We start from the raw sequence: 25,482 nt of genomic DNA on the forward strand, positions 1-25,482 counted from the left end.
GTCGCACGTGCGGCCCGGCCTTCGCTTGTACTGGTTCTACTTCGCCCGCTCTTTGAGTAGACGAATAGCGGTGTCGATGTCGCTGAACGGCACGCGCTCATTGCCGACAATTTGGTACGGTTCGTGACCTTTGCCCTGCAGCAGCACCACATCATCCGGATTCGCTACATCAATCGCATAGGCAATGGCACTCGCACGATCGCGAATCTCTGCGACCCGCTCAGGATGCTCGAAGCCGGCGCGAATGTGCGCCACAATCTGGTCGCCATCCTCGTTGTGCACGTCGTCGTCGGTAACCACGATCAGGTCAGAGCCCTCTTCAACAATGCGTGCCATCTCGGGACGCTTGCCCGGATCACGGTCGCCCGTTGCGCCAAAGACGGTCACAACGCGGGTATGGCCCGACTCGCGCAGAGCCGTGACAGCGTGCCGTACCGCATCGGGGGTGTGTCCGGCATCCACAACCACCAGCGGCAACTGGTCATTTTCGCGGATGCGAGTCATACGTCCAAGAACCGGCTCAAGGGGAGCCAATACCTCGGCGATCGCTCGCGGCTCGATGCCCTGAGCCCACAGCACTGCCGCGCAGGTGAGCAGATTGTCGACGTTGAAGCGACCGATGAGTCCGCTCGCGACGTGGTGGCTTTCACCCTCAATCACGAGATCGAACTCGAGACCCTCGGTCGTGAGCCGCACGTTGTCTGCTCGCACGCTTGCTTCAGCGTGGCCCTTCGAGGTCATGCCGATGCCACGCATTCCCTCGGGAAGGGTGTGGTGGAAGTGGTTCTCGGCGGCCGCGTCATCCATGTTGAGGATGGCGGTTTTTACACCCGGGAGCGTGAAAATCTTCGCCTTCTGTGCCGCATATTCCTCCATCGACCCGTGATAGTCGAGGTGATCGCGGGTGAAGTTCGTGAACGCCACAATGTTGAACTCAACACCATCGACTCGACGCTGCTCGAGCGCGTGAGAGCTGACCTCCATGGCCACGTTCTCTACGCCAGCACGGTGAAAATCATCCAAGAACTGGTGCACGGCCGTCACTTGCGGGGTCGTCATGCCCATGTTGATTCGGTGCTCGCCCGTGATGCCGGCACCCAGCGTGCCGATCGTCGCGGAGGTCACTCCCAACCGCTGCCAGGCCTGCGTCAGCAAATGCGCGGTAGAAGTTTTGCCGTTGGTTCCGGTGATTCCGACCATCGACATCGAGCGCGACGGATGCCCGACAAACGCATCCGCCATCGACCCGATCACGTCGCGCAGATTCGCAATCGCGAACACACGTTCGCCAAGGTTCACGCCCTTGGCTGCCGCCGCATCCACGAGCACCGCAACGGCACCCTGCTTCAGCGCGGGGGCGATGTAGGGCAGAGCTGGGGATGCCGTGGTACCGATGGCAACAAAAATGTCACCCTCGCCAACTTCGCGGCTATCTTGCACGAGCCGACGCGCGCTGAGCGTTACGCCCGCATGCGTCGGATCCCACTCGCCAAGCTCGAACTGGCGAAACGGCGCGTTCTCCCCGGCCTGACCGGGGTACCACACTTCGATCACGCGAACTCGAAAACGAACTCGATCTCCACCGGAGCATCGAGGGGCAAAACAGCAACGCCGACGGCACTGCGAGCGTGCTTGCCCGCCTCACCAAAGATTTCGCCCAACAGCTCAGAAGCGCCGTTGATGACGCCGGGCTGGCCAGTGAAGTTCGGGTCAGAAGCCACAAAACCGACAACTTTCACCACACGCGTGATGCGGTCCAACGAGCCGATGACACCCTTGGCGGCAGCGAGGCCATTGAGAACACAGGTCTTGGCATACTCGTGTGCTGCTTCGGCATCCACTCCGGCACCAACCTTGCCGGTGGCGGGAAGCTTGCCATCAACCAGAGGCAATTGGCCGGAAGTATACACAAGGTTTCCCGTGACCATCGCCGGCAGATAGGAGGCGAGAGGCTTAGACGACTCCGGAACGGTTAGATTCAACTCCGCAAGCCGCTCATCAAGCTGTGACATTAGTGGTTCTCTTCCTTGATGCGTTTGAAATAAGCGACCGGGCCACCCTCAGGGCCCGTGCCAACCTGCACAAGTTCCCAGCCCTCAGAACCCCAATTGTTGAGGATTGCGGTGGAATTGTGCACGATTAGCGGTGTAGTCAGGTACTCCCAAGTGGGCATATTTGCGGCTCCCGTTCAGCATGGCGTTATCAATGATCCCTTACTCTTGATCATATGTCTGCCCAAAAAACTCCGCGTCGTGGCATAGTCTCGGCTCTCGCCGGACTCATTGGCTTTAGTGCGCTCTCTGGCGTGCTCATTACTGCCATGGTCGCCCCCGCGCTCGCCGTTACCGGCATCACTGCTTCCAGCACCATCGGCATCTTCGATGGCCTGCCCGATTACCTCGAAATCGGCCAACAGCCAGAGCGCAACACGATCTACGCCAATTACACCGGGCGGGGCAATGTCGGCGGGTATTACCCGATCGCGACCATCTACGACCAGAACCGTCAAGAGGTCGGCTACGACCAGATCTCCGAGTACGCGCTGGAAGCCACAGTTGCCGGTGAAGACCGCCGCTTCTTCGAACACGCCGGCGTCGACCTCAAGTCAATTATGCGTGCGGCCGTCGGCAACGTTGTGGCTTCAGATATTCAGGGTGGTGCATCCACATTGACGATGCAGCTCATCAAGAACACCTATATTTCTGAGGCAGAGTCGCTCTCGAACGAAGACAAACGCAAGGCCGCCTACGAAGACGCAGTTCGTGAGTCATTCGACCGCAAGCTCAAAGAGATGAAGCTCGCCATCGGGCTTGAAAAGCGGTACACGAAGAAAGAGATCCTCACCGCTTATCTCAACATTGCCAATTTTGGCAATGCAACCTATGGCATTCAAGCTGCCGCGCAGCGTTATTACAGTGTGAACGCTATAGACCTCACCCTTGAGCAGGCAGCAAGCCTCATCGCAATCGTGCAAGAACCCAGCGTGCGAAACCTTGCTGATCCCGAAAACTTCGCTGCTAACCAGGATCGGCGCGATGTCATCCTGAGCGCCATGCTTCAGGTCGACTCAATCACGCGCGACCAGTACGACGAAGCTGTAGCAATTCCCGTGGACGAGGAGACCGTCGTTCCGTCGGCCCCCAACAACGGTTGCACTTCTGCTTACGTCAACGCGAAGTGGTTCTGCGACTACGTCGTCAAGAGTGTGCCCGACTTCGAGTTCCTCGGCGACACCGCCGAGGAACGCCAGGCGAACTGGGAAAAGGGCGGCTACAAGGTCTACACAACTCTCGACCTCGACGCCCAAATTCCTGCACAGCAAGCGACATGGGCATATGCCCCACCGACCGAGACCTCTTATGCGCTCGGTAGCGCAACCTCAACGGTTGAAGCGGGTACCGGCCGAGTGCTTGTCATGGCAGAAAATAAGAAATTCAATGACACCGCTAACGGTGGCGGCGTTGATACCTCTGCGGTGAACTACAACACGAGTTATAAATACGGGGGTTCTGCCGGCTTCCAGCCTGGATCGACCTACAAGGTCTTCACCCTGATCGAGTGGCTAAATCAGGGCAACGGCATCAAAGAGCGACTTCTTGGTACTGCTCGCACCATGGACGGTTCCCAATTTACCGATAGCTGCAATGGCCCATATTCAGGGCCGGTCCCCTTCAAGAACAATGCTGGCGAGCGCGGAATTTATACCGTTGCCGAGGGTACCGCTCAGTCAATCAACGGCATCTTCTTTTCGATGGCGAGCCAGCTCGACCAGTGCAACATCAGAAATGTAGCGGCAAGCTTGGGCGTCGAGCGAGCTGATGGAAAAGAACTCGAGAGCTTCCCATCCTCGATCATCGGAACCAACACCGTTACGCCGCTGAGCATGGCTTCCGCCTACGCAGCGATTGGTGCAGGCGGGCTGTGGTGCGAGCCGATCATCATCGATAAGGCGATCGACGCTTCAAATAACGAGCTTGCTGGCCAAGAGAAGGACTGTCGCCAGGCAATCTCGCCCGAAGTTGCGGCCACGACCGCCTACGTGCTTAAAGAAGTACTGAACCGCGGAAACGCTGCCTACGCCGACCCCAACGACGGCATCCCGATCTTCGGTAAGACAGGAACCACTGACGGTGCCAACCAAACCTGGATGGCAACCGGAACCACCCGTTACGGCACCGCCACGTGGGTGGGCAACAGCATCGGCACGCAAGATATGAGTCGCGTCAGCTATGAAGGAGTGCAAGGGTACCGACTGCGCCACTACATCACGCGTGCAACCGATATCGCACTCAACATCAAGTACCCCGGAACTGAATTCGGCGCACCAGACCCCAAACTGCTCACCGGCTCTGGCACTGAGGTGCCCGACGTGCGACTGCAATCCCTGCAGCAGGCAAGGTCCGTGCTTGTGAGTCTCGGATTCATCGTCCGAGATGGCGGTGAGGTCGATTCCGAGTTGCCAGTTGGCCAAGTAGTGCGAACTGCTCCCTCCGCGGGAACTCAATCAGCGGCCGGGGCGATAGTCACGGTCTATGTGAGCAAGGGCAACAAGTCGCAGATTCCCGATGCCGTCGGTGACGGCCAGTCGAATGACTTCAAGACTGGTAAAAAGATATTGAAGGATGCCGGATTCTCTAACGTGGATCAGGGTTGTGAAGTCGTTCCGCCAGGCGACCCGCGCATCGACAAGGTCACATCCTCGAATCCGACAGCGGGAACGTTGGCGACGGCAGATACCGTTGTGACACTAGTCGTGGCGCAAGTGATGCCCTGTTCATGACCCGTCATCTCTCCCCCGCAGCTACCGCACTCGGTGCGGTAGCTGCGGTAGGGGTAGCCGCATTCGCGTGGGGTTCGCTCGTTGAGCGAAATCGCTTCACAGTCCGCCACGAAACACTGCCGATCCTCGATCCGGGTGCGCGCGACATCACGGTGCTGCACATTTCCGACCTGCACATGGCACCGTGGCAGACACGCAAACAGGACTGGGTGCGTGGGCTCACCGCCTACGAACCCGACCTCATCATCAACACGGGTGACAACCTGGGCCACACCGACGGCATCCTCGGAATCAGACGTGCCTTCGAGCCGTTCGAGGGCACCCTAGGGGTATTCGTTCATGGATCGAATGATTACTACGGCCCCCAGTTCAAGAACCCGTTCGGCTACTTCACTGCGCCCACCTCGAATCATCGCCCCGTCGAACACCTCGACACGGATGCTCTTAACGCGTATTTCGAGAATCGACTCGGCTGGCTCTCACTCAACAACCACGCTCGCGCCATCGAACTACGCGGCTCACGTCTTGAACTATTTGGAACTGCCGACGCGCACCGCGGCTGGGAGCGGCTCGATCGTTTGCCCGCCAACGTCGAAGAGATGCGCGAGAACGTCGGTTGGGCGGATGACCGTCACGGCCCCGAAACGGTATCAATCGGCGTAACGCACGCTCCCTACCGCCGAGTGCTCGACGCGCTCGTCACCAACGGTGCTGACGCGATCTTTGCCGGACACACTCACGGTGGTCAGGTTCGGATTCCGGGAATGCCTGCGCTCGTCACGAATTGCGACATTCCGCGGGAGCAGGCGAGCGGGCTCAGCATCTGGCATCACTTGCGTCGTGCCGCGTTCTTAAACGTCAGCGCAGGCCTCGGGACCTCGATTTATGCCCCGGTTCGCTTTGCGTGCAAACCAGAAGCAGTAGTTGTGACTCTCACCGCCGGAGATATCGGCTATTCTTGATGTGTTGATCACGTAAGTGGTTAATGATCGGGGTGTGGCGCAGCTTGGTAGCGCGCTTCGTTCGGGACGAAGAGGTCGTGGGTTCAAATCCCGCTACCCCGACAAATTTTCACGTCTCGAGACATCGTTCATATATGTCTCAAGACATGGTTCACATTTCGCTCTCCTTCGGGAGGGCGTTTTGTGTTTTCGGGGCTGGGAATCGATGGCGTGGTCGACTGTCAGCCAAGGTTAACCCGAGAGTGTCCGTTACTTGCCGTGTTCAGATGGCTCTTCATGCACCAGTTCGCACGTCACGATACTCGCTAGCAACGGCCAGGCGACGGCGGGCCCGGTGGTTGTTATTGCGGGCGACCTCGATCGGGTCAACAGCTTCGGCTGGACCGCGCTCCTCGAGGCGATCCTGCTCAGTGGGGGTGATGAGGATCACCGCGTTACCATGTCAGACGAACATCTCTCGGTCGCTGCGACCATCACAGGCTGAACACGGACGGTAGATCGAGTCTGAAAAGCGATCGGTGGAGTGTCCACCGAGCTGACCATGAAGGAGAAACCCGCGATGGAGACCAAACCGCGGAGCGGCGATCACCAATCACCGGAGGATGCGCCGGGCAGCCTAACCCTGGTTGGGGCTGTTTCCCTAGGAACCGGCGTCATGATCGGCGCAGGGATCTTCGCGCTCACCGGGCAAACCGCCCGACTGGCGGGCAACCTATTCCCACTGGCCTTCGTCGCCGCGGCAGCGGTTGTCGCCCTCAGCGCCTACTCCTACGTCAAGTTGTCCAACGCATACCCGTCCTCGGGTGGAGTTGCAAAGTTCCTCCGTGAGGAGTACGGTCCCGGCGCAGCGACAGGCGTGTTTGCGATCTTGATGTTCGTCTCCATGGTCATCAGCCAGAGTCTGGTGGCCCGCACTTTCGGCGCTTACGTCCTGCAGATCGTCGATCTCAAACCAGTCTCGTTGTGGGTGCCGGTTTTCGCCATTGGGCTGCTCGCCATCGCCTTTATTGTCAATATCGTCGGGAACCGGGCCATCGAGGTCAGTCAACGTTCAATGGCGGCCGTAAAGATCGTCGGGCTCGGGCTGTTCGCGATCGTGGGGCTTTGGTTTGCGTCCGTCGCTAACTTCAGCAGCGGTTCCGACGAGGCTGGGATCGATCCCTCCGCTATGGGGTTTCTTGCTGCTGTCGCGCTCGCAATCCTTGCCTACAAGGGGTTCACCACTATCACGAACAGTGGTGGCGACATCGTCGATCCGCACCGGAACACCGGCAGAGCGATCGTGATCGCCCTAGTCATCTGCACGGTCGTTTACTTGGCCATTGCTGCGGCCGTTGCAGGCAACCTCACCTTGCCACAGATCCTTGCTGCCGAGGACTTCAGTCTGGCCGAGGCAGCAAAACCGGCCTTCGGTGACTTTGGGGTGCTGTTCACAGTAGTGCTCGCCATCGTCGCGACGGCATCGGGTGTGATGGCGAGTATATTCGCGGCATCACGGTTGCTGGCCATGCTCACGCGCATGAAACAAGTTCCCCACCGGGACTTCGGGATGCCTGGCACGGTACGTGCCCACACCACTGTATACACTGTCGCTTTCGCCATGACACTCGCCGCAACGTTGGACCTGAGCAGGATCGCGGCTCTAGGTGCGATCTACTACCTGATCATGGATATCGCCATCCATTGGGGGCTTCTCACCAAGCTCCGCACCCGCATCGATTTCAACCCTGCTGTCGTTGTGACCGCCATCGTTCTCGACGTGGTTGTACTCACAGCGTTCATCTGGGTCAAGGCTTCCACCGACGCGCTCAGTCTCTACGTTGCCGGCGCGGGGATCGCTCTCATCGTTGCCGGTGAGCGTTTCCTGATGCGCTCTCACACCCGTAACGACGGCACGATGGACATGTAGTCGGCGGCATCTAGCACGCAACGACTGAGATGGTCATCCGTTAGGCTCGCGTCGTCGGGACTCCATCCAAACACCCCAACAGCACCACAGTATCGACGTATGATACCCGGGTGGGGTATAGTCGCCCGTTCCCGATGCATCACACTAATCGTCAATTGAGAGAAGTCACCATGATTGAATCCGATAAGAATCTTCTGTCCACGACGGAAGGCTCGTGTTCGTGCTGCTCGACAGACACGCAAACGACCAGTAATGCTGCAGCTCAGGTAAATGATGGAGAAACCGTCACGTATCAAGTCGCGGGGATGACGTGCGCACATTGCGCAAGTTCTGTCACCGCAGAGCTAGCCAAGCTACCCGGTGTGTCAGACGTCCAAGTCGATGTTGCGTCTGGTCAAGTGACGGTAACCAGCCAAACAGCCGTGGGTCGTGAGCCATTCGCAGCGGCGGTCGAAAAGGCTGGGTACTCGGTCGCCCCAGCATGAACCAGAGCTATCCCGTGGCATAGTGATTAGGGTCTTGCGCGCTCAACTCGTGAGGCGAGCATTTAGGTCGCGTTTCTTGCTGTCGAAAGAGTGCCACAATCGGCCCTCTGCCCACATCGACGAAGGAGCCCTGTCAGCGGACAAAACAGGGCTCCACTCGATGGTTAGATGCCGCTTACTGGGTCGAGGTACGTGTCCCTAAGACCCATCGGCTTCCCTTAGCTCATCGTGAACTCGGCTACTCTCGCAGGGTCGCGAGGCGATTGCGGTACTCGACGTCATCAATTTCGCCGCGGGCAAATCGTTCAGCGAGCGTGCTCTCAGCGCGCCCCGACGTCGTCAATTCGCCGCGATTCTGTGGTTTGTTGCCAACGGCGCGGGCGAGCAGCACAATTCCAAGGATTACTGCCCCCCAGAACAAAGTCATGCTGATCACCATGATGGCGATGCCCCATCCACCGAGATCATTCCCGTACCAATACATCATGTCACTCCCATCCAAATACATCATTGCGATTCCGCCTTCTTCAATCAACGCTTCGATAGTGTCGAACTCAGTTATTGTCCGATAACCCATTTTCGCATCCTGGTCTGGAGCCGCATAGAGGATTTGGTCCCGTTCGTTTGACGCGATCAGCGCTCAGCGGACCCGACGGGCGCTACAAATTGGCTGTGGATTTCAGAATTGCAGCACGGAGAGCGCAGCGAGCAAGTGCTCATCGGCCTGATCAGCGACGCCCTGAATCTCCTCGGAATTGCTCAACTGGACCATTGTCTGAGGGTTAATCGCTTGAACCGTAGTCATAGTCGCCGACGGGTCCCGTCGAACGACAACGTTGCACGGGAGCAGCAGTCCCATGTCGGGGTCAGCGGTGAGTGCTAGTTCAGCAAGGCGAGGGTTGCACGCTCCTAGGATCAGATAGTCCCCGAGAGTATTGGCGCTCTCGTCGCCGAGTTTTGTTTGGAACGTTGCGTGAACATCGATTTCAGTAAGGACGCCAAACCCCTGGTTCGCGAGTTCCTCGCGCACCTTGGTGACCGCTTCCTCAAAGGTCAGAGCGATGGTGATGGTGTGTGCGTAATTCATAAGTTTCTCCTTAGTTAGGTTGCGTTGATGATGCCCATCATTCCCACATCCTCATGGTCGAGGATGTGACAGTGGTACACGGTCTTCCCGGCGAAATCGTCGAACGGGATCCGCACACGGATGCTGGCGTTGGCTGGTACGTTGACAACGTCCTGCCAGAGGATCTCCTGCACGGCCGCACCGTCCTGCTCAACGATCTGCATTGGCCAAACATGGAGATGCATCGGATGATCCATCGAACTGGTGTTGGTGAGCGTCCACTCTTCTATGGAGCCGCCCTGCACGATCGTGTCGACCCTGTCTGCATCGAACAGCTTTCCGTCGATCGTGAAAGCCATCATGTTGCCTCCCATGCTCATTCCACCGGCGCCCATCCCCATCGCGAAAACTAGCTCGCGTTGACCATCAACCGTTGACTTCCTCAGGTCTCGAGGCAACGGTTGGGTCGGCACGGCGTCAGACGCCTCAACGGTGGCGCCTGCAACGACAAAGGTGGCTAGGTCTGTGGCGGAAGAGAAGAGGCTACCTCCGCCCAACATTCCCATCGTGGTTCCCCTGTCAACAGGGAGAGTCTGAAGAGTTGCGGTTCCGTCAACCGCGGTCACAATGAGATCCGCGCGGTTTCCCGGAGCGAGGACAACCTCAGTAACGTTGCGCGGCTGCGCGAATCGACCGGAGTCGATCCCTAAGAGTTGCAGCTCTTGGCCATCCAGCCGGAGCCGGAGATACCGCGACGAGCACGCGTTGATGATGCGCCAGCGTTCGCGTTCGCCTGGTCGAGCATCCAATCTCGGCGACGCTTGACCGTTGATCAGGACTATGTTGCCTTCCCTGCCCATCATTTGATCGCGCGGTGCCGCCGCTGGGATCGCCCCGGATGAGTCAAGGCTGATGTCGGAAATCACTAGGAGTCGCTCACGAATGACCGGGATCGGTGTCGGATCCTCCACGATGATGGCGCCGTACATGCCCCCGAATACTTGAGTGGCAACGTTGCCGTGATGGTGCGGGTGGTACCAATACACACCGGGCGGATGGTCTTCTGGCAACTGATATTCGTAGTCGAACGTCGTTCCCGGATCGATTGATACCAGCACGTTGTCGCTATTGCCGTTCGGAGATACATGTAGCCCATGAACGTGGAGATTGGTTGGTTCGTTCAGCTGGTTTTCGACGGAAACCTTCACTCGATCCCCCGGGTGCACAATCCAGGTTGGGCCGGGGAGTCCGCCGTTATAGGTAAGTGCGGTTGCTTGTCGTCCCGCGATCTGTGCGGGTGCTTCTGCAGCCGTTAGTTTTAGCTCCAACACACCGTTGATGCTGCGGAGCGTTGTCGGCTCAGTGAAATCTTCAGCTTTCACGGGAACGAGTCCATTATTCGCTGACCAGAAGAGCCCGGTACTGCCGACAAGAACGCTGGCCGTTCCCAACCCTCCAAGGATCAGCGCGTGCCGTCGACTGATGGGTTCCATCAGGTACCGTCGCCCAGAACGCGGACTCGGTCTTGGTATTCCTCCGCGGTCAAATCCCCCCGGGCATACCTCTCATCGAGCAGTTGGCGCGCACTGCTTGGGCTTCGCACTTCCTGCACTCCGTGACCTTCTCGCCTCACGCCACCTCCGAGGAGGCGCATCAAGAGAACTATCAGCAACGTAGCTCCGGCAGCGATGAGCACACCGAACAGCCATCCGCCGTCGGTCCAAATTCCATCCATCATGATTCATGCCCTTTCTGAGACTGTGCGCCTTCAATCCTGCGGATCCAGCGTAAGAAACAGTCGTTTGGGTCTGTCAACAGTCAACGAATTGATGACGAACACGCCTCAACATCCTGAGCGCGAGGAATTGTCGTTCGCGTCGTTCACAATACCCCCATGGGTATCGCATTTGCTGTGAATGCGAGTTCAGTTCCCGCTAGGACCTTCGCCTCTTGTCTATCGCGGAGTAGAGCGAGAACATCGATTTATCACTGGCAAGAGGATGCGGGGCACAGAGTGAGGACAAACGGAATATGGGAACACGCACAGTTGTACTAGAAGTTTCCGGCATCCATTGGGCCTCGTCCAAAGCCGGTCGCCACGACTGCGCGATGTCTCCCCGCACGTCCGGGAGGAAAGGCGCAACACCCTCTTCCGGCACGGCGTCTAGATTCGCGAGCACGGCCAGGATCCCTCCGAGATTCGAGACTGGACGTGGGACGGGAATGGCAGTGTTTCTCCGGCTCAGGTCGGCGCTACCGGCGCCAGAACCCGCCGCGTCATAAACGCGACCATCCTCGTCCGCACTGACGTGTCACCTGTCCGTCTTCGCCGGGCACAATGAAATAGGGAAAAACATGAACAAGATCAAAGTCGGCGTCAACGGTTACGGAGTAATCGGCAAGAGAGTCGCCGACGCAGTCGAGCTGCAACCTGACATGGAACTCGTCGGAATTGCGGATATCGCTACTGACTGGCGCATCAAGTCGGTCGCCGACAAGTTGACGCTGTTCGCGTCCACTGAGGAGGCTAAGAACGCCATGGTTACTGAAGGCCTTCGACCGGCAGGTACTCTCGAGCACCTCATTCAACGGTCTGACATTATCATCGACTCGACACCGAAGCGTGTGGCAGCTGGCAACATAAATCTCTATCGCGCAGCGGGAGTAAAGTCGATTTTCCAAGGCGGAGAGTCCCACGAATTGACCGGTCATTCCTTCGTGGCTCAAGCTAACTATGAAAGCGCCCTTGGACTAGACACCACCCGGGTGGTGTCCTGCAATACAACCAGCATCGTCCGCGTGTTGGGCGCGTTGGACAATGCGGGGCTCTTGCTTCGCGCGCGTGGTGTACTCATCCGCCGTGCGACGGACCCTTGGGAGTCACACCTTGGCGGCATCATGAACACGATTGTCCCCGAACCCGTCATCCCTTCCCATCAAGGCCCCGATGCCCAAACCGTACTACCCGACCTAGACCTAGTCACCATCGCCGCGAAGGGTTCCCACACCCAGACGCACAATCACTACTGGACAATTCAGATGACGCGAGAGGCAACGCGGGAGGACGTACTGAGCGCCCTCCGTGCTGCCCCACGCATCGCCTTCATCAGAATGTCCGACGGACTGGTCGCGCTCAACTCCACTATTGAGTTGATGCGTGACCTCGGGCGCCCCCGGGGCGATATGTGGGAAGTAGCCGTGTGGGAAGACCTCGTCACCGTCCAAGGCGATGAGGTCTTCCTGACCTATCAGGTCTACAACGAGGCCATCGTCGTCCCCGAGACTATCGACGCAATCCGTGCGCTCACGCGGATTGCACCCGACGCCGCCACCTCTATGCGGATCACCGACACAACCCTCGGAATGCGTAAGGATTTCCTGACCGCGTCATCCGATGCCGTGCCCGACTACCGATAAGAGCGACCCAGGCCTACGCCGGCGCAGCAGCCCGATCACACTCATTTACTGTATGCAAGAACGCCCATCATCCCGACTTCGCCATGGTAGAGGTTGTGACAGTGGGTGAGCCAGCGACCTGGGTTGTCTGCGTCAAATTCGACGCTCAGAGTTTTCCCGGGGAACACGATGGAGGTGTCCTTGCGCGGACCGCCGTTAGCGTGCTGATATGTGTGACCATGCAGGTGCATGGGATGCCACATCTCGGTCGTGTTAACGAAGTTGAGCCGCACACGCTCGCCCGCCGCAATGAGATAAGGGTCGCTCATCGGCTTGTCGAGTGTGAATGGTCGACTATCCAACGACCAATCATATTTCTCCATACCCCCCTTGAGTTGGATCGTAACCTCGCGGTCCGGCTTTCGACGCGAGAGTAAGACATCACTTGCCGCACGCAGTTTGTCTGCTGTTGCTAGGCGCCCCGACAGTTCAGGAAGTGTGCCATTGCTGGGAGGTACGGCGCCAGCACCAGTACGGACAACGGCAAAGGCCCGAGCGTTTTTGCCTTCTGCTTCGGCAACGAAGGCAAAGACTCCGTCACCCAGGGTGACGATTACGTCATAGCGTTCACCCATCCCGATAAGAACCGAATCAACCTCAAGCGGTTCGACCGGAAACCCGTCGGTATGCGTGACGGTTAACTGGTGCCCGGAGAGAGCGACCCTGAATGCCGTGTCTCCTCCGGCGTTGATAAGACGGATGCGCACGCGTTTTCCTGGCTTGGAGGTGTACGTCTCCGCGTCCGCAGGTGGGCGCCCGTTGATCAAGTAATGAGGGTAATACACATCGCCAGCATCTCCACCGAGCGCGTCTGACTTCGCACCCATCAGCGTGTTTCCCATCCTCATAGTCATCCCTTCCATGCCGCCGCCCTCCGCCATTCCGTTGGACAATTCGGCAAGCACCTCAGGCGGTGACGCAGTGACACCATCGAGCCAGTCGTCGAGGACGACGACCCATTCGTCATCGTAAGCCAGTGGCTCACGTGGGTCTTCGATAATGAGGGCCCCGTAGAGGCCCCGATCCAATTGGGTACCGACATGCGGGTGGAACCAATATGTTCCTGCGTGCGGTGCAACAAACTGGTAATCGAAGGATGAGTTTGGTGCGATGGTGCTCTGGGTGAGGTTGGGTACTCCGTCCATGTCGTTGCGGAGCGCGACTCCGTGCCAGTGGATCGTGGTCGGTTCAGGAAGGGCGTTCTGGACCGTAGCGTTAAGTTGATCGCCTTGGGTCAGACGGATGACGGGTGCGGGAACTGAGCCATAGTTCCAGGTACGTGCCGACGTTCCGGCAAGGTCAATCGTTCCCGCTTGAGGCCGGAGCACGATGTTGGTTGTGGCCCCCGTCATTTTCCGAGCCGCTTCGGCCTTGGCCACCGCCGGTGAGGTCGGCATAATGAACTCTGGGGCGGAAGTGCATGCGGCTAAGGTGAGGAGCGTCGCCCCAGACAAGCTGGCACCGAGGAACGAGCGGCGGGTAAGTTGCGGCTGATGAAATGATGAATTAGGCATTGATTGATACCTCGTAGATAGGTGTTGGGGAAAAATGGACACGATGGCGCAAGCGCGATAACGACGCGCAACGAATCCGCTTAGGTTCGGCTGACGGAAAGCACGGCCAACGACGGCAGATAGACGTGGTTTCTCGTCTCAGAGATGGGCCGGAGGGCGACCCGTCCGCTGTCTACTAACCGACGAAAAAGGGACGGAGATCGGGCGAGGAAAATCACTCCCATAAGAATGACGAGCAGCACGCACGTCATCGCAATCACAACGCAGCCCAACGCCCGGTGGTGGTCGCAGTCCAGCGAGAAAAGCCCCACCCTCATCCCCTGCTCGGACACTGCGATCGGGGAATCAACGTCGGATGCATCTCCCTGAAGCAGCAGACGCTCGGTGGACCCGATGGTACTGGCGGGCGTTCCCGCAGCGGAACTAATCGCCAAGTGAAGAACAAGCAGCCCGGCCACTACAGCGCCGATTGCAAGTGAAACGATGAGGACGCGTCGAAGCATGTGAACAGGTGCGGTGGCTTGGGTACTGGTCAACGCCTGCCACCTCCACTCTGATTTATCTACTGCGGCTGTTCGCGAGCCACAGCATATACTCCCTTCAATATATTTCCCTCGTATTGATAGCTGCTCAACCATCCAGCAATTCGTTCTCAACGAGGGATTGTTTGGTGCATTGCTGATTCCTACTAGTCGTGCATGGGACTTAAGACTCTGGGTAAATGCACAGCGTGCCGCAACACTAGGAGACGGAGCCGAGCTGCGGCATCCGCACAACAGTAGGAGGAGTTCAGGCGATGGAAAAAGCGTCCACGCACAGGGGCAGTCTGCGCAGACATGGTCCGACCGTCAGAGGCATTGTGCCCCGCCTCCTTGCGGCTGCGGTTGCGGTGCTGGCGATCGTCTCTGGACTTGGGTTGGCGATGCCCGCGTGGGCAGACGGCGGTTCCACGGAAGGCGAAGGCTACATCATAGTTTTGCAGGCAACGAGCTTTCTCGTGAATGAGCCGGGAGCTATGGGAACGGCTGAAGCGATCGAGAAGGTTGACGAAGCTCTGGCTAACGAGGATCGGGACGGAATCGACATCGCAATGCTCGAGAAAGGCAAGGCAGCGCTCGAAGCGGGCGACAGAGAGAGCGGTCAAATGCTGCTCGAAGAGTCAATAGCCGAAGCTATCGCCTCCATGGAGCCAGCTACCGGCGAAGAGACCGGCACTTCTGTGGTGCTGCCGGAGTTGACGTCACGCGATGGTCTCTCGACCACAGACTGGATCTTCCTCGCGTTGTCCGCGCTCGTGGCTGGCGTCGGAACCATCCTGGCTATTCGATTCCGGCCAACGGAAAGCCTTCGTGAACTCGGCCGAAACATCGCCACGGCGAAGACCGCCGCCCGTGAAGCCAGCAACTCAACGAGTAAGGAATCATAATGTCCCGCAATTCAGCTCGTTCCGCCGAAACGGAACCTACGACAGCGGACTCGGAGACGGCCGTCGTCCCTGACGAACGCCCCAACCCCAGTTGGATTCGACGCGCCTGGGATGTTGTCGATGAACGAATGGGTATTTCTGCACTCGCCTACCCGGTTCCCGAGCACGCGAACCGATTCGCGTGGACGCTCGGTGGCATCACCGCGGTCAGCTTTGTCGTGCTGATTGTCACGGGAATTATTCTGGCGCAGTTTTATGCGCCTACCCCGGAAGTAGCCAACCAGTCGATCCGAGCAATCGAGCAGGATGTTTGGGCCGGCAGTCTGATCCGAGGCGTCCACTTCTGGGCGTCTCAGGCGATGTACGTCGCCGCGATACTGCACATGGTTCGCGTCTTCGCCACTGGCTCCTATAAGAAGCCGCGGGAGGGCAACTGGCTAGTCGGCGTCGCAATGCTCGGACTTGTGACGTTTGCCGTATTCACCGGCACCGTTCTCAAATGGGATCAGGAAGGCTTCGAGGCTCTGGGTCACAACATTGAGATCGGGAATCTACTCGGAGGTTTGGGATACTGGTTCTCACCGGGCTTCTCCGGAGAACTGCCGATCCTGCTTCGCCTGTACGGTGCGCACGTAGTCATCATTCCCGGCCTCATTCTCGTGTTGGTTATACTGCATTTCCTGCTCGTCAAGCGCCACAAGATGTCGCCGCACCCGGTTCTCCCCAGCGGAACATCGAGCGAGCAAGCTGTCGAAGAGGAACCCACGCAGCCGTTCACCGGCCACCTTCGTCGCCTTGTCGCCTTCGGTATCGCCTTGACCGGAATTCTCGGTATACTCGCCGTGCTCTTCCCGGCGGCGCTCGGATCGACGCCTATCGAAGGCATCGAGATTACGAAGCCACCGTGGATGTTCTGGTGGCCGTTCACCCTCGAGAACTGGTTCGGCCTTTCAGCGATCGTCTGGGGGGAGCTAGCGTTCTTCCTCCTTCTGGCAATCCTGCCGTTCGTCGACCGCAATCCGAATCGCTGGTGGCGTCGTCGACCGGTCGCAATGATCATTGCCGTCGTCGTAGTCGTGGTCTTGATAGCTCTCACCATCTTGATGGCTGTTGCCCCTGCCCAGACACACCTATGACATCGGGCAAAGTGACCCCACGTTCGCGCTCACCATTGCGCCGCGCACACGTGTCGCTGAGTGTTCTACTCATCGTTTCAACCCTTGCCGCGGGCGGGGTCACGGCATCGATCACGTCGGACCCCAACCCGGTGGCTGGCATCGGATTCGCCGCAAGCGCTCTGTTGCTCGCGGTTTCTGGCACGCTCGCAGTGCGGGTGGTGATCGCACTCGAACGGGTGCGCCGGATGAGTCGCGTGCCTGCCGAGCCCCTTCCCAACGCTCCGTTGTTCAACAAGCTAATGCGTTCCTTGCGTCGGTAGCCCCCGCCTCGTCAATGAGGTAGCGAGTCGGGGCGCCCAGAATGGCAGGCCCCCGTGGGGCTTCTGACTCTGTTCGGTCACATGAATATCGGCAAGTGTGCAATGGACTATGAGAGAACGGACTGGCGCTGTGAACCGAGAACGAGTGCTCGTCGGAATTAGCGACGATGCCGACAACCAGGCGGCTCTCGACTGGGTTATCCAGCGGGCCGCCTACAAGTCAATTCAGGTCGTGGTGCTTGCAGCGCTCAACGCTTCCAGTTCCGAAGGTGCAGAAGACGACTATCCCCTCGCGCGAGCCCTGGGCCGGATCAGGTCAGCACTACCCGAGGTCGGCGTGGATATTGTTCCCACCACGCAGTTGCTGCTCGAATCTCTGATCGATCGATCGGCATCCTTCGACCTGCTGGTTGTCGAATCATCCTCGCACGGCAGGCCGTCCTGGACTCTTACTCGTTCACTCCCGTTCCGAGTCGCAGCCCTAGCGCAATGTGCCACCGTAATAATCCCCAATACCTGGCAGGCATCCGACGGGCCTATCATCGTCGGCATCGGTGGCGACCAGTCCGCTGACCGCGCCACACTTTTCGCCGCACGCGAGGCGATCGACTGCGACTGCGATCTAATCGTCATGCACTGCTGGTCAATGCCGACCGCACTGGGCACGGTCGCGACTTCATTCCTCGGCCCAGCTGAGTGGAAGGCGTCACACCGCGAGATTCTCCACAATGCCGTTGACCGTATCCGAGCCGCCTTCCCGAAGGTCCGGCTGCGGGCCGTACTCGAGCACGGCCTGCCCTGCTCGCAGTTCCCGACCCACGCCGGGCATCCACGACTTGTTGTTGTGGGCGCTCACCAGCGTGAGCCGCTCACCGAACTACTCCTCGGTTCCACCGCCGGTGACGTACTGCGCGACGGTGCCGTGCCGCTGGCCATCGTGCCGCTCAAACGGCAGGCAATTGCAAACCAAAATAATCCACCCGCCCGTCACCGCCCCTGAGCTGACGCTTCTTCATCGAGCTGCGTCTCTTGTCGACGTGGGACCTTCGGCCCTGATGCCGGAGGCACCACTCTGGGACACTGAAAGTGGGTTCACGGATCGTCCGCAATCCCCGCAGGGAGGTATGCACACCATGAAAGCCCTCGTCTACAAAGGCCCCGGACAGAAGGCTTGGGAGGACGTCCCCAACCCGGTCATCCTGCAGCCGACAGACATCATCGTCAAGATCGACACCACCACAATCTGCGGAACTGACCTGCACATACTCAAAGGTGATGTGCCCGCCGTCACACCGGGCCGAATCCTCGGTCACGAAGGAGTCGGTACCGTAGTCGAGTGCGGATCAGCAGTGACCAGTCTGAACATCGGAGATGAAGTGATCATCTCCTGCATTTCCGCCTGCGGACACTGTGATTTCTGCAAACAGGGTGTTTACTCGCATTGCCTTGGTGCGGAAGGCGCTTCGGGCATCGGTTGGATTCTTGGTCACCTCATTGACGGCACACAAGCCGAATATGTCAGGGTGCCCTATGCAGAGACCTCTGTCTACCCGCTGCCCGAAGAAGTCACACCGGAGCACGGTGTGATGCTCTCCGACATTCTCCCCACCGGTCATGAGATCGGAGTCAGATACGGGCAGGTCAAGGCAGGCGACGTGGTCGCGGTAATCGGCGCAGGTCCGGTCGGTCTCGCCGCGATTGCCACGGCCGGACTTTACGGTCCGTCGCGCATCATCTCGATCGACATCGATGCAAACCGCATCGAGCAGGCGAAGACATTTGGGGCCACGGATGCCGTGAATTCGGGAGACGAAGACTGGAAAGACCAGGTGCTTGGCCTCACCGATGGGCTCGGAGTGGATGTTGCCATCGAGGCGGTCGGAATCCCACAAACGTTCACAATGTGCCTGGACATCGTTCGCCCGGCCGGACACGTCGCCAATGTCGGCGTGCACGGTCGCCCAGTGGAGCTCGCGCTCCAGGACCTGTGGATCTCGAACATAACAATTAGCATGGGTCTGGTAAATACGGACACCCTCGGCACCCTGCTCAAAATGGTCGCGCAAAAGAAGATCAACGCCGACAGGTTCATCAGTCACTCCTTCGCACTGAGCGACATCTTGGAAGCCTACGATGTCTTCGCGCGCGCCGCCGAAACACAAGCACTGAAAGTTGTCTTGAGCGCCTAAGTGGCGGCCCTAGTTCGCCCGGCACACCCCACACGGTCGGGTGTGCCAAATCACAAGTCCCGTCACCGAGGCTGCGTATGGCTATCGATTCTCGCTCCATACACGGCCGCTTGTGTCCGGCGCTCCATGCCGAGCTTCGATAGCAGACCGGATACGTAGTTCTTCACAGTCTTCTCCGCCAGCGCTAAACGCTCCGCAATCTGGCGGTTGGTTAGACCCTCTGAGATGAGTTGCAGAATCTGGCTTTCACGGAGGGACAGGTCGGGCGTGAGCGACGGAGTCGGCCTACTCAGAGCAACCACGACCTGTTCGGCAACATCCCGTCGCATCAGGGTCTCGCCGGCCGCGACTCGACGGATGGTGTCAATGAGCCGCTGGCCCCGCACGTCCTTGAGGACGTAACCGCTGGCCCCGGCGAGCACAGCGGCAAAGCTTGCTTCATCATCGTCGTAGGCGGTGAGCATTAGGCAGTGCATGTCAGGGTTCGCGGAACGAATGCTGCGACAGAGATCTACTCCGTTCCCGTCAGGCAATCGCACATCCAGCACCACCACCTCGGGACGAGTCGCCGCCACACGCCCCAGCGTGCGGCTCACCGTGCCCGACTCACCGACAACCTCTAAATCGCGTTCAGCATTGATTAGTTCCGCAATTCCGCGGCGGACGATCTCGTGGTCGTCAACGAGGAACACGCGCGTCATTGGTCGCCCCCCAGCGGGGCACTCCAGAGCACGCGAGTGCCCCCGTCGGGATGCTTGCTAATGGTGCACACCCCTCCAAGTTTCGCGGCACGCTCCCTGAGATTTTTGGTTCCGCCGACGTGAACATCTGGAGCGTAGCCAACCCCATCATCATCGATCCGCACGCTTACGTGATCATCATCGATCGTGACTTCTATTTCAGTTCGCGTGGCTTGGGCGTGGCGCACCACATTCGTTAGCGACTCTCTCACAACTGCCGCGACATCGTCGGCAAGCCCATCCCGCACTAACAGGTCTACCGGCCCTCGGAAGGAAAGCCTCGGTGTAGAAGTGAGCGCGGCACCCAGTTCGGTGGAAATGTCAAGGAGGCGGTGTCGAAGCGAGCTTTGTGAATCCCGGTGCTCCAAGGATAGGGCGAACACGGCGGCACGAATTTCTGAAATCGCAGCGTCAATTGCATCAACCTGCTCAAGAATTGGCCCGCGCACGTCGTCGGCGCTTCGGTCGGCTACCCCCTGCAGACTCAGACCAGTCGCGAAGAGACGCTGGATCACATGGTCATGCAAATCTCGTGCGATTCGCGTGCGATCTTGGGCAAGCTCCAGTTGCTGGCGGTCGCCACGACCACGGGCGACTTCAATGGCGACACCAGCCTGCGTGGCAAATCGTGTAATCATATCTACCTCTGCGAGGGTGAACCTCGGGTCTCCGACACGACGTGCGACACTCACCGCAGCGATCCAGCGGTCAGATGCGCTCAGCGGGATCACCAGCGTCGGGCCTGTTTCGGGCCCGCCGCCGAACAACTCGCTTGCCTCCTGCCCCTCAACTAGGACTGGTAGTCCACTGTTCAACGCTTCACCACTCAAGGAATGCTGAGACGGGAACACTTGGCCGAGGAACTGCCCCGCGCCCTCGCCACGAGCAGCTGCCACCCGCAAGTCGCTACCCCGTTCAGGTCCAGTTCCGACCGGCGTGGCGACGACGACCAGGTCAGCATCGATGAGCTCTGCGACGTGGTCTACGAGGATCTGAAGTGGGTCGCCTTGGTCACCGGCAAGAAGAGCAGAGGTGACGTCCGCCAGCGCAGCGCTCCAGCGCTGCCGACGGGTTACGTCATCGAAGAGTCGCGAGTTCTCAATGGCAATACCGGCGGTGGCCGCCAACATACTGACCAACTCCTCGTCCTCGACAGTGAAGCGCCCTGCTCTCGGATTGGTCAAATAGAGGTTACCGAAAATCTCCGAGCGTACCCGGATGGGAACCCCAAGAAACCCATCCATCATCGGATGATGTTCAAGAAAGCCGGATGATCGGGGATCGTCCTCAAGGTGCTCCAACCGGATCGGTTCACCAGTGTCGATGACCGCACCCAACAGTCCGCGCCCCTCCGGCAGGTGGCCGATTGCCTCCACATCGTCTTTCGGCATTCCGACATGGATGAACTGTTCTAATCCTCCGTCCGCCGCGATCACTCCTAAGGCACCATATTGAGCGTCGACCAGCTCTATTGCAGCCTCAGCGATACGACGCAGGACCACGCTCAGCTCGAGTTCCTCCACCACGATCCGGTTAGCCCGCAGCAGGCTCCGCAACCGCTCCTGGGTAGTAAGTACTTTCTTAGCTCGGTCTACGAGCTCTCCGATCGTCTTTTCCAACTCGGATCGGGGCATGTCAGGAAACGTGATCTCCTCGCTCATTGAGCTCCCTCCCGGTCGGTCGACGACTCAATATTCTGGCGCAGAGCCAGCCTGGGTGAGGAAATTCGAGGATTCATGAGCAGGGCCTACGCGAAGTCGGAGTCGGGGGCGCTTCCGTAGCTGAAGTCGATCTTGGGGCGCCACCCGCTATTGAGAACGCCGCCACTCTCCTTCAGGTAGCATTCGCCGCAGAGCGACTGATAGCCGACATCCACACCGTCGATAGCAACTTGGTCCCCGTCAAAAATGAACTCGTCGCCCACAGTGCGCGCATTGAAGACTGCCTTGCGTCCGCAGCGGCAAATCGTCTTGAGCTCTTCGAGCGAGTGAGCAATCTCAAGCAGCCGCCTGCTGCCCGGGAAGGCAACCGTCTGAAAGTCGGTGCGGATGCCATACGCCAGCACCGGAACACCCTCAACAATGGCGATGCGCAGTAGATCATCCACCTGCGCTTCGCTAAAGAACTGTGCCTCATCCACGAGCAGGCAGCTCACGGGCAACCCAGTCTTCTCAAAGACTCGAGCGCGTTCGCGCGCAAACACTTCGTAAACATCATCGGTCGGTGAGATAGTGAAATCAACTTGGCGGGTCACCCCCAGGCGAGAAGTGATGGCGTTGTCGCCCTTGGTGTCGATGTGAGGCTTCGCCAACAGCACCTGCTGGTCACGCTCTTCATAGTTGAATGCCGCTTGCAACAGTGCGGTGCTTTTGCCGCTGTTCATGGCTCCGTAACGGAAATACAGTTTGCTCATCAGCGTAGAAATCCATCCTCAGCGGCCCGACGAATCAGGTCTGCCTTTTTACTAGCCGGGCGGTTGGCCTTTGCGTACTTTTCACGCACCCTACGAAGATACGTCTTCGCAGTCTCGTATTGCACATTCATACGTTCAGCGACCTGGGGTGTGCTTAGTCCAGAAGCGTACAGCGTTAGAGCATCCGCCTCACCGGCACTGAGTTTGGGTTTCGATTGGCCAGCGGAGCCTGAGGGCAGCGGGCGCCAGTCAAGCTGCTCACCACCTTCGGCTTCGACGCCCATGATTTGGCGGGCGGCATCCATCACTTCTTGCATGGGCAGTGACTTGGAGAGGAAGGTTACCGCTCCAGCAGACAGAGCTCGCTCGCGTGCTTCTCTGCTGTCAAGGCTCGAGAGCACGATCACCTTTGCGCCGGCAGCACGACACGTGCGCACTCGGGCCTCAATCGACACCGGCTCCTTCAGCTGGAAGTCCAAGAAGACCAGCTCGGTGGGGAAACGATCGCTGTGCACCAGCTGCAGCCAAGTGCTCGCGGTGAGCACGACATCAAAGTCTGGGGCGTTGTTGGTGATCCAGCTGTTGAGGCTGTCGAGCAGCACTTCGTGATCGTCCAAGATCGCGAGTCGTATAGGCGCGCGATCCCCAAGGTGCGCGCTGAGACGGGAATCAGGGGGTGTCATAAGTGAACCTAACCGTGAGGGAGGGTGAGTGATAGGAAACCTGAAGACCAGTAAATACCACGCGGAGTACGGCGAAGTAGGGGGCGAGGGATGACCGCCACGACGACTCGGACGACGTCACAGTCGCGTGAACAATGATCATCGCGCCCGAGGGCGTTTTTTCGATAGCGAGCCGCACGCCGTCACGATCGAGCTCATCTCCGGTTGCGACGGCGAGCACTGCCGCACGCAACGCCGTGCGCTGATGTGCCGTCATAGCACCGGCTAGCCGATGAGGGTCCCTAACCCGACGATCGCTGTCGCTGTCGAGAGCGCCGAACGAACTCGCAACGACCGACTCCAGCCAGCTGCGATTTACCTCGATGACCATAAGTTCTCGAAGAGATGCCGAATACTCCGCTGCTTTCGCGCGGTCATCTGGCGACACAATTCCCCGCGTAGAGAGATCTGCGAACAACGGCACAACGTCGCGGTTGAGGATCGTCACGCGATCTTGCTGCACTGAACGCGCGACACTCACGTGCTGGCGTTCACGTTGACGACGCGCTCCATATATTGCCCGCGACTCCCAACGTTGGTGGCTCAGCGCAAGCGAACGAGCGAAAGCAGCGCCACCGAGTGACATCGCGAGAACTGGGGTGATCGAAAACAGCATCACTATCATCGGGCTCGCATCCGTGGTCGACCCTGTGGATCGAACCAGGGCAATGAACCCGGTGAAGATCGATGCCAAGATTCCCACGGTGACAAGCTCGCGCACGGCTCGATACGGCGCAAGCGCCATACACGTCGTGCCGATAACTAGGGGCCCCCAATACGCCGTCATGATCGCGGCCGAATCACCCAGCGACGCCGAGCTCAGGGCAAAAGCTATGAGGGAGGACCCGACCCCGATCACATGCATCGCGCCAGTGAACGGTGCCCGCAACGGGCTCGTACCCAACACCAGCACTAGCGAGGTAACGACCACGGCGAGCAGCGCCAAACTGGTGAGGAGCGGATACGCGATCTCATCCAAATTGGCCCACGACATAATGGAGCTGAACGCCACAACCGCGATGCCGGCGGTCACACTGATAGGGCGCCCATCAAGAGTGCCGAGCGGATCAAGCTGTTGAATCGCCACAGGAGTTGAGCCCGTCTGTGTCGACGTTGCCGGTGTTCTCTGCGTCGGGGCAGTGTTCGCGCTCACTTTGTAACGCCCGGTGCGGCAACTGGGGCGATCTCTCCTGTGGGAACTCGAATCATCACCGAGGTTCCCCGGCCAGGAGTCGACCACACCTGAACGGTGCCCGAGACATGTTCGATGCGGCGGCGCACAGAATGCCGCAACCCGAGACGGTCTTCACCGGTCTCCGCTTCCTCAAACCCTTTGCCCGCATCCACAACCAGCACACTAACCTCATCTGACGAGGCGAAGATGGCCACCTCAGCCTGCAGGGTTCCGGAGTGCTCGATTACATTGACGAGGCACTGTTTAACTGCCGGGCCGAGGGCAGAAGAACCACGTGCATCAAGGAGCGATAGCGCGGTCAAGTCGCCGGTAACTTCAACTTCAAGACCCAGCTCACGCGCTTCAGTGACTGCCACTAGCAACTCGCTGCTCTGCCAATCAGCGCGCACGGATTCGTGACCATCAGAGGCTGACTCCGAAAGCCACTCTTCGCCGACGAGCACTTCAAGGTCGCGGGCGATCTGAACTTGAAATTGTGGGTTAATCGCACCGAAGGGTGCATTAGCGATCGCGGCGAGGTGCCCGAGCACCGTGTCGTGCATTACCGCGGCAGAAGTTGCCTCGATTCCGTAGCGCAACGACGCCATGTCGTCATCTCGGGCCGCCCGATGCAGACTGGATTGAACGCGACGCACGCCACGCTGGCTGAACCGAAGCGTGATCAGCACCGCCACGACAGAGAAGTAGGTCCACAGCACGGTCGGATCGACAGTCACGGTGCCGAGCAACTGCCACATAGCGAGTGAAACCGCTAGTTCTGCGACCACGAGGCCAATCGTGCACCACACGATTGCTGATACAACAGTCAGCCCTGAGCCTCCAATCAGCACGAGAGCAACCTGGGGCAAGTCGAGCAGATAGTGGCCTGCGTCCCCCAGCGGCATGAGCTGCGAGATAACGGTCAGGGCGAACCAATAAATGGCCGCGCCACCGATCAGAATGTGAGCGACTGAGAAAAACATTGTGCGGTAGCTGTTAACCAGCCACACCGTTGCGAGTAGCGGCACCAGAGCGAGCGCGGCTGGCCACAACGAGATAGCGCTGTCGCTGGCATAAATGCTGAGCACTCCAATAACGGCGAGCGACAAACAGACGAAGGCGACAGTATTCGCGGTGCGCGCGAATGCCATGCTCACGCTCTTCTGACGCAGGTGCGCGGGCAAGCCGATAGACATGCACCCTCCCCT

Annotated in this window: 26 protein-coding genes and 1 tRNA gene; 11 read left to right on the top strand and 16 right to left on the bottom strand. The window is 59.0% G+C overall.

The features are described 5' to 3' along the window. Positions 1-36: 36 nt before the first annotated feature. The 3 genes from ACTJJW_RS06600 to ACTJJW_RS06610 are packed head-to-tail and all read right to left on the bottom strand — an operon-like array spanning position 37 to position 2,173. Complete coding sequence (locus ACTJJW_RS06600; RefSeq protein WP_462643346.1) at positions 37-1,554, bottom strand: UDP-N-acetylmuramoyl-L-alanyl-D-glutamate--2,6-diaminopimelate ligase; 1,518 nt, start codon at positions 1,552-1,554, stop codon at positions 37-39. Continuing rightward, entirely contained in the window at positions 1,551-2,012 is a 462-nt protein-coding gene (locus tag ACTJJW_RS06605; protein ID WP_462643347.1) for a RidA family protein, read from the bottom strand. The genes ACTJJW_RS06600 and ACTJJW_RS06605 overlap by 4 nt, the downstream gene beginning before the upstream one ends. After that, the gene (locus tag ACTJJW_RS06610; RefSeq protein ID WP_462643550.1) at positions 2,012-2,173 is read right to left on the bottom strand and encodes a hypothetical protein; all 162 of its coding nucleotides are present in this window, start codon (positions 2,171-2,173) and stop codon (positions 2,012-2,014) included. Before ACTJJW_RS06610 ends, ACTJJW_RS06605 begins: the two co-directional genes overlap by 1 nt. Positions 2,174-2,227: 54 nt before the next feature. Here ACTJJW_RS06610 and ACTJJW_RS06615 point away from each other — a divergent pair, with 54 nt between their 5' ends. The 3 genes from ACTJJW_RS06615 (at position 2,228) to ACTJJW_RS06625 (ending at position 5,844) form a co-directional block, all read left to right on the top strand. Then, positions 2,228-4,780 (top strand): transglycosylase domain-containing protein, encoded by a 2,553-nt coding sequence (locus ACTJJW_RS06615; protein ID WP_462643348.1) that lies wholly within the window; start codon positions 2,228-2,230, stop codon positions 4,778-4,780. Next, a complete protein-coding gene (locus ACTJJW_RS06620; protein ID WP_462643349.1) occupies positions 4,777-5,742 on the top strand; it encodes a metallophosphoesterase in 966 nt (321 codons plus the stop codon). The genes ACTJJW_RS06615 and ACTJJW_RS06620 overlap by 4 nt, the downstream gene beginning before the upstream one ends. Before the next feature lie 28 nt (positions 5,743-5,770). After that, positions 5,771-5,844: transfer RNA gene (locus tag ACTJJW_RS06625), tRNA-Pro, on the top strand. Between the two features lie 172 nt (positions 5,845-6,016). Here the strand turns inward: ACTJJW_RS06625 and ACTJJW_RS06630 are convergent. Further along, positions 6,017-6,172, bottom strand: coding sequence for a hypothetical protein (locus ACTJJW_RS06630; protein ID WP_462643350.1), 156 nt, complete (start codon positions 6,170-6,172; stop codon positions 6,017-6,019). Positions 6,173-6,301: 129 nt separating this feature from the next. Between ACTJJW_RS06630 and ACTJJW_RS06635 the strand changes: the two genes are divergently transcribed. Together ACTJJW_RS06635 and ACTJJW_RS06640 are read left to right on the top strand one after the other, a co-directional pair. Further along, entirely contained in the window at positions 6,302-7,651 is a 1,350-nt protein-coding gene (locus ACTJJW_RS06635) for an APC family permease (protein WP_462643351.1), read from the top strand. 170 nt (positions 7,652-7,821) lie between these two features. After that, the gene (locus ACTJJW_RS06640) at positions 7,822-8,136 is read left to right on the top strand and encodes a heavy-metal-associated domain-containing protein (RefSeq protein WP_462643352.1); all 315 of its coding nucleotides are present in this window, start codon (positions 7,822-7,824) and stop codon (positions 8,134-8,136) included. 238 nt (positions 8,137-8,374) lie between these two features. Here the strand turns inward: ACTJJW_RS06640 and ACTJJW_RS06645 are convergent, their stop codons facing one another. The 4 genes from ACTJJW_RS06645 to ACTJJW_RS06660 form a co-directional block, all read right to left on the bottom strand. Further along, on the bottom strand, positions 8,375-8,713 hold the full coding sequence (locus ACTJJW_RS06645) for an SHOCT domain-containing protein (protein WP_462643353.1): 339 nt from the start codon (positions 8,711-8,713) through the stop codon (positions 8,375-8,377). A gap of 102 nt (positions 8,714-8,815) precedes the next feature. Then, positions 8,816-9,223 (bottom strand): DUF302 domain-containing protein, encoded by a 408-nt coding sequence (locus ACTJJW_RS06650; protein ID WP_462643354.1) that lies wholly within the window; start codon positions 9,221-9,223, stop codon positions 8,816-8,818. Positions 9,224-9,237: 14 nt separating this feature from the next. Beyond that, positions 9,238-10,695 carry a multicopper oxidase family protein gene (locus ACTJJW_RS06655; protein ID WP_462643355.1) on the bottom strand — a complete coding sequence of 486 codons (1,458 nt, stop codon included), beginning with the start codon at positions 10,693-10,695 and terminating at the stop codon, positions 9,238-9,240. Beyond that, positions 10,695-10,940 (bottom strand): SHOCT domain-containing protein, encoded by a 246-nt coding sequence (locus tag ACTJJW_RS06660; RefSeq protein ID WP_462643356.1) that lies wholly within the window; start codon positions 10,938-10,940, stop codon positions 10,695-10,697. Before ACTJJW_RS06660 ends, ACTJJW_RS06655 begins: the two co-directional genes overlap by 1 nt. A gap of 617 nt (positions 10,941-11,557) precedes the next feature. On the opposite strand from ACTJJW_RS06660, the gene ACTJJW_RS06665 reads away from it, so the two are divergent. Next, positions 11,558-12,619, top strand: coding sequence for a type II glyceraldehyde-3-phosphate dehydrogenase (locus ACTJJW_RS06665; protein ID WP_462643357.1), 1,062 nt, complete (start codon positions 11,558-11,560; stop codon positions 12,617-12,619). A 41-nt stretch (positions 12,620-12,660) separates the two neighbouring features. Here the strand turns inward: ACTJJW_RS06665 and ACTJJW_RS06670 are convergent, their stop codons facing one another. Next, positions 12,661-14,172, bottom strand: coding sequence for a multicopper oxidase family protein (locus ACTJJW_RS06670; RefSeq protein ID WP_462643358.1), 1,512 nt, complete (start codon positions 14,170-14,172; stop codon positions 12,661-12,663). A gap of 80 nt (positions 14,173-14,252) precedes the next feature. Beyond that, the gene (locus ACTJJW_RS06675; RefSeq protein WP_462643359.1) at positions 14,253-14,708 is read right to left on the bottom strand and encodes a hypothetical protein; all 456 of its coding nucleotides are present in this window, start codon (positions 14,706-14,708) and stop codon (positions 14,253-14,255) included. A 260-nt stretch (positions 14,709-14,968) separates the two neighbouring features. Here ACTJJW_RS06675 and ACTJJW_RS06680 point away from each other — a divergent pair, with 260 nt between their 5' ends. From ACTJJW_RS06680 to ACTJJW_RS06700, 5 genes are all read left to right on the top strand, one after another. Further along, positions 14,969-15,598 (top strand): hypothetical protein, encoded by a 630-nt coding sequence (locus ACTJJW_RS06680; RefSeq protein ID WP_462643360.1) that lies wholly within the window; start codon positions 14,969-14,971, stop codon positions 15,596-15,598. Next, positions 15,598-16,734, top strand: a complete 1,137-nt coding sequence (locus ACTJJW_RS06685) for a cytochrome b (RefSeq protein WP_462643361.1) — start codon at positions 15,598-15,600, stop codon at positions 16,732-16,734. The genes ACTJJW_RS06680 and ACTJJW_RS06685 overlap by 1 nt, the downstream gene beginning before the upstream one ends. 50 nt (positions 16,735-16,784) lie before the next feature. Then, complete coding sequence (locus ACTJJW_RS06690) at positions 16,785-17,036, top strand: hypothetical protein (protein ID WP_462643362.1); 252 nt, start codon at positions 16,785-16,787, stop codon at positions 17,034-17,036. Between the two features lie 130 nt (positions 17,037-17,166). After that, positions 17,167-18,036, top strand: coding sequence for a universal stress protein (locus tag ACTJJW_RS06695; RefSeq protein ID WP_462643363.1), 870 nt, complete (start codon positions 17,167-17,169; stop codon positions 18,034-18,036). A gap of 133 nt (positions 18,037-18,169) precedes the next feature. After that, positions 18,170-19,225 carry a zinc-dependent alcohol dehydrogenase family protein gene (locus tag ACTJJW_RS06700; RefSeq protein ID WP_462643543.1) on the top strand — a complete coding sequence of 352 codons (1,056 nt, stop codon included), beginning with the start codon at positions 18,170-18,172 and terminating at the stop codon, positions 19,223-19,225. Between the two features lie 62 nt (positions 19,226-19,287). Here ACTJJW_RS06700 and ACTJJW_RS06705 read toward each other — a convergent pair whose 3' ends face one another. From ACTJJW_RS06705 to ACTJJW_RS06730, 6 genes are all read right to left on the bottom strand, one after another. Continuing rightward, positions 19,288-19,926: a response regulator gene (locus ACTJJW_RS06705; RefSeq protein WP_462643364.1), complete on the bottom strand. Its 639-nt coding sequence runs from the start codon at positions 19,924-19,926 to the stop codon at positions 19,288-19,290. After that, entirely contained in the window at positions 19,923-21,626 is a 1,704-nt protein-coding gene (locus ACTJJW_RS06710) for a sensor histidine kinase (RefSeq protein WP_462643365.1), read from the bottom strand. The genes ACTJJW_RS06705 and ACTJJW_RS06710 overlap by 4 nt, the downstream gene beginning before the upstream one ends. An 86-nt stretch (positions 21,627-21,712) precedes the next feature. Continuing rightward, complete coding sequence (locus ACTJJW_RS06715) at positions 21,713-22,378, bottom strand: thymidine kinase (RefSeq protein WP_462643366.1); 666 nt, start codon at positions 22,376-22,378, stop codon at positions 21,713-21,715. After that, complete coding sequence (locus ACTJJW_RS06720; RefSeq protein WP_462643367.1) at positions 22,378-22,995, bottom strand: response regulator transcription factor; 618 nt, start codon at positions 22,993-22,995, stop codon at positions 22,378-22,380. Before ACTJJW_RS06720 ends, ACTJJW_RS06715 begins: the two co-directional genes overlap by 1 nt. 52 nt (positions 22,996-23,047) lie before the next feature. Beyond that, positions 23,048-24,253 (bottom strand): hypothetical protein, encoded by a 1,206-nt coding sequence (locus ACTJJW_RS06725; protein WP_462643368.1) that lies wholly within the window; start codon positions 24,251-24,253, stop codon positions 23,048-23,050. Further along, positions 24,250-25,470, bottom strand: a complete 1,221-nt coding sequence (locus ACTJJW_RS06730) for a sensor histidine kinase (RefSeq protein WP_462643369.1) — start codon at positions 25,468-25,470, stop codon at positions 24,250-24,252. Before ACTJJW_RS06730 ends, ACTJJW_RS06725 begins: the two co-directional genes overlap by 4 nt. Positions 25,471-25,482: the final 12 nt, after the last annotated feature.

The sequence above is a fragment of the Rhodoglobus galactosidasius genome (genome assembly GCF_054957775.1).

Bases quoted from the DNA above. Each gene is read 5' to 3' on its own strand.
- ACTJJW_RS06605 (WP_462643347.1), bottom strand. From the start codon at position 2,012: ATGTCACAGCTTGATGAGCGGCTTGCGGAGTTGAATCTAACCGTTCCG.
- ACTJJW_RS06610 (WP_462643550.1), bottom strand. From the start codon at position 2,173: ATGCCCACTTGGGAGTACCTGACTACACCGCTAATCGTGCACAATTCC.
- ACTJJW_RS06615 (WP_462643348.1), top strand. From the start codon at position 2,228: ATGTCTGCCCAAAAAACTCCGCGTCGTGGCATAGTCTCGGCTCTCGCC.
- ACTJJW_RS06620 (WP_462643349.1), top strand. From the start codon at position 4,777: ATGACCCGTCATCTCTCCCCCGCAGCTACCGCACTCGGTGCGGTAGCT.
- ACTJJW_RS06635 (WP_462643351.1), top strand. From the start codon at position 6,302: ATGGAGACCAAACCGCGGAGCGGCGATCACCAATCACCGGAGGATGCG.
- ACTJJW_RS06640 (WP_462643352.1), top strand. From the start codon at position 7,822: ATGATTGAATCCGATAAGAATCTTCTGTCCACGACGGAAGGCTCGTGT.
- ACTJJW_RS06645 (WP_462643353.1), bottom strand. From the start codon at position 8,713: ATGGGTTATCGGACAATAACTGAGTTCGACACTATCGAAGCGTTGATT.
- ACTJJW_RS06650 (WP_462643354.1), bottom strand. From the start codon at position 9,223: ATGAATTACGCACACACCATCACCATCGCTCTGACCTTTGAGGAAGCG.
- ACTJJW_RS06655 (WP_462643355.1), bottom strand. From the start codon at position 10,695: ATGGAACCCATCAGTCGACGGCACGCGCTGATCCTTGGAGGGTTGGGA.
- ACTJJW_RS06660 (WP_462643356.1), bottom strand. From the start codon at position 10,940: ATGATGGATGGAATTTGGACCGACGGCGGATGGCTGTTCGGTGTGCTC.
- ACTJJW_RS06665 (WP_462643357.1), top strand. From the start codon at position 11,558: ATGAACAAGATCAAAGTCGGCGTCAACGGTTACGGAGTAATCGGCAAG.
- ACTJJW_RS06670 (WP_462643358.1), bottom strand. From the start codon at position 14,172: ATGCCTAATTCATCATTTCATCAGCCGCAACTTACCCGCCGCTCGTTC.
- ACTJJW_RS06680 (WP_462643360.1), top strand. From the start codon at position 14,969: ATGGAAAAAGCGTCCACGCACAGGGGCAGTCTGCGCAGACATGGTCCG.
- ACTJJW_RS06685 (WP_462643361.1), top strand. From the start codon at position 15,598: ATGTCCCGCAATTCAGCTCGTTCCGCCGAAACGGAACCTACGACAGCG.
- ACTJJW_RS06700 (WP_462643543.1), top strand. From the start codon at position 18,170: ATGAAAGCCCTCGTCTACAAAGGCCCCGGACAGAAGGCTTGGGAGGAC.
- ACTJJW_RS06705 (WP_462643364.1), bottom strand. From the start codon at position 19,926: ATGACGCGCGTGTTCCTCGTTGACGACCACGAGATCGTCCGCCGCGGA.
- ACTJJW_RS06710 (WP_462643365.1), bottom strand. From the start codon at position 21,626: ATGAGCGAGGAGATCACGTTTCCTGACATGCCCCGATCCGAGTTGGAA.
- ACTJJW_RS06715 (WP_462643366.1), bottom strand. From the start codon at position 22,378: ATGAGCAAACTGTATTTCCGTTACGGAGCCATGAACAGCGGCAAAAGC.
- ACTJJW_RS06730 (WP_462643369.1), bottom strand. From the start codon at position 25,470: ATGTCTATCGGCTTGCCCGCGCACCTGCGTCAGAAGAGCGTGAGCATG.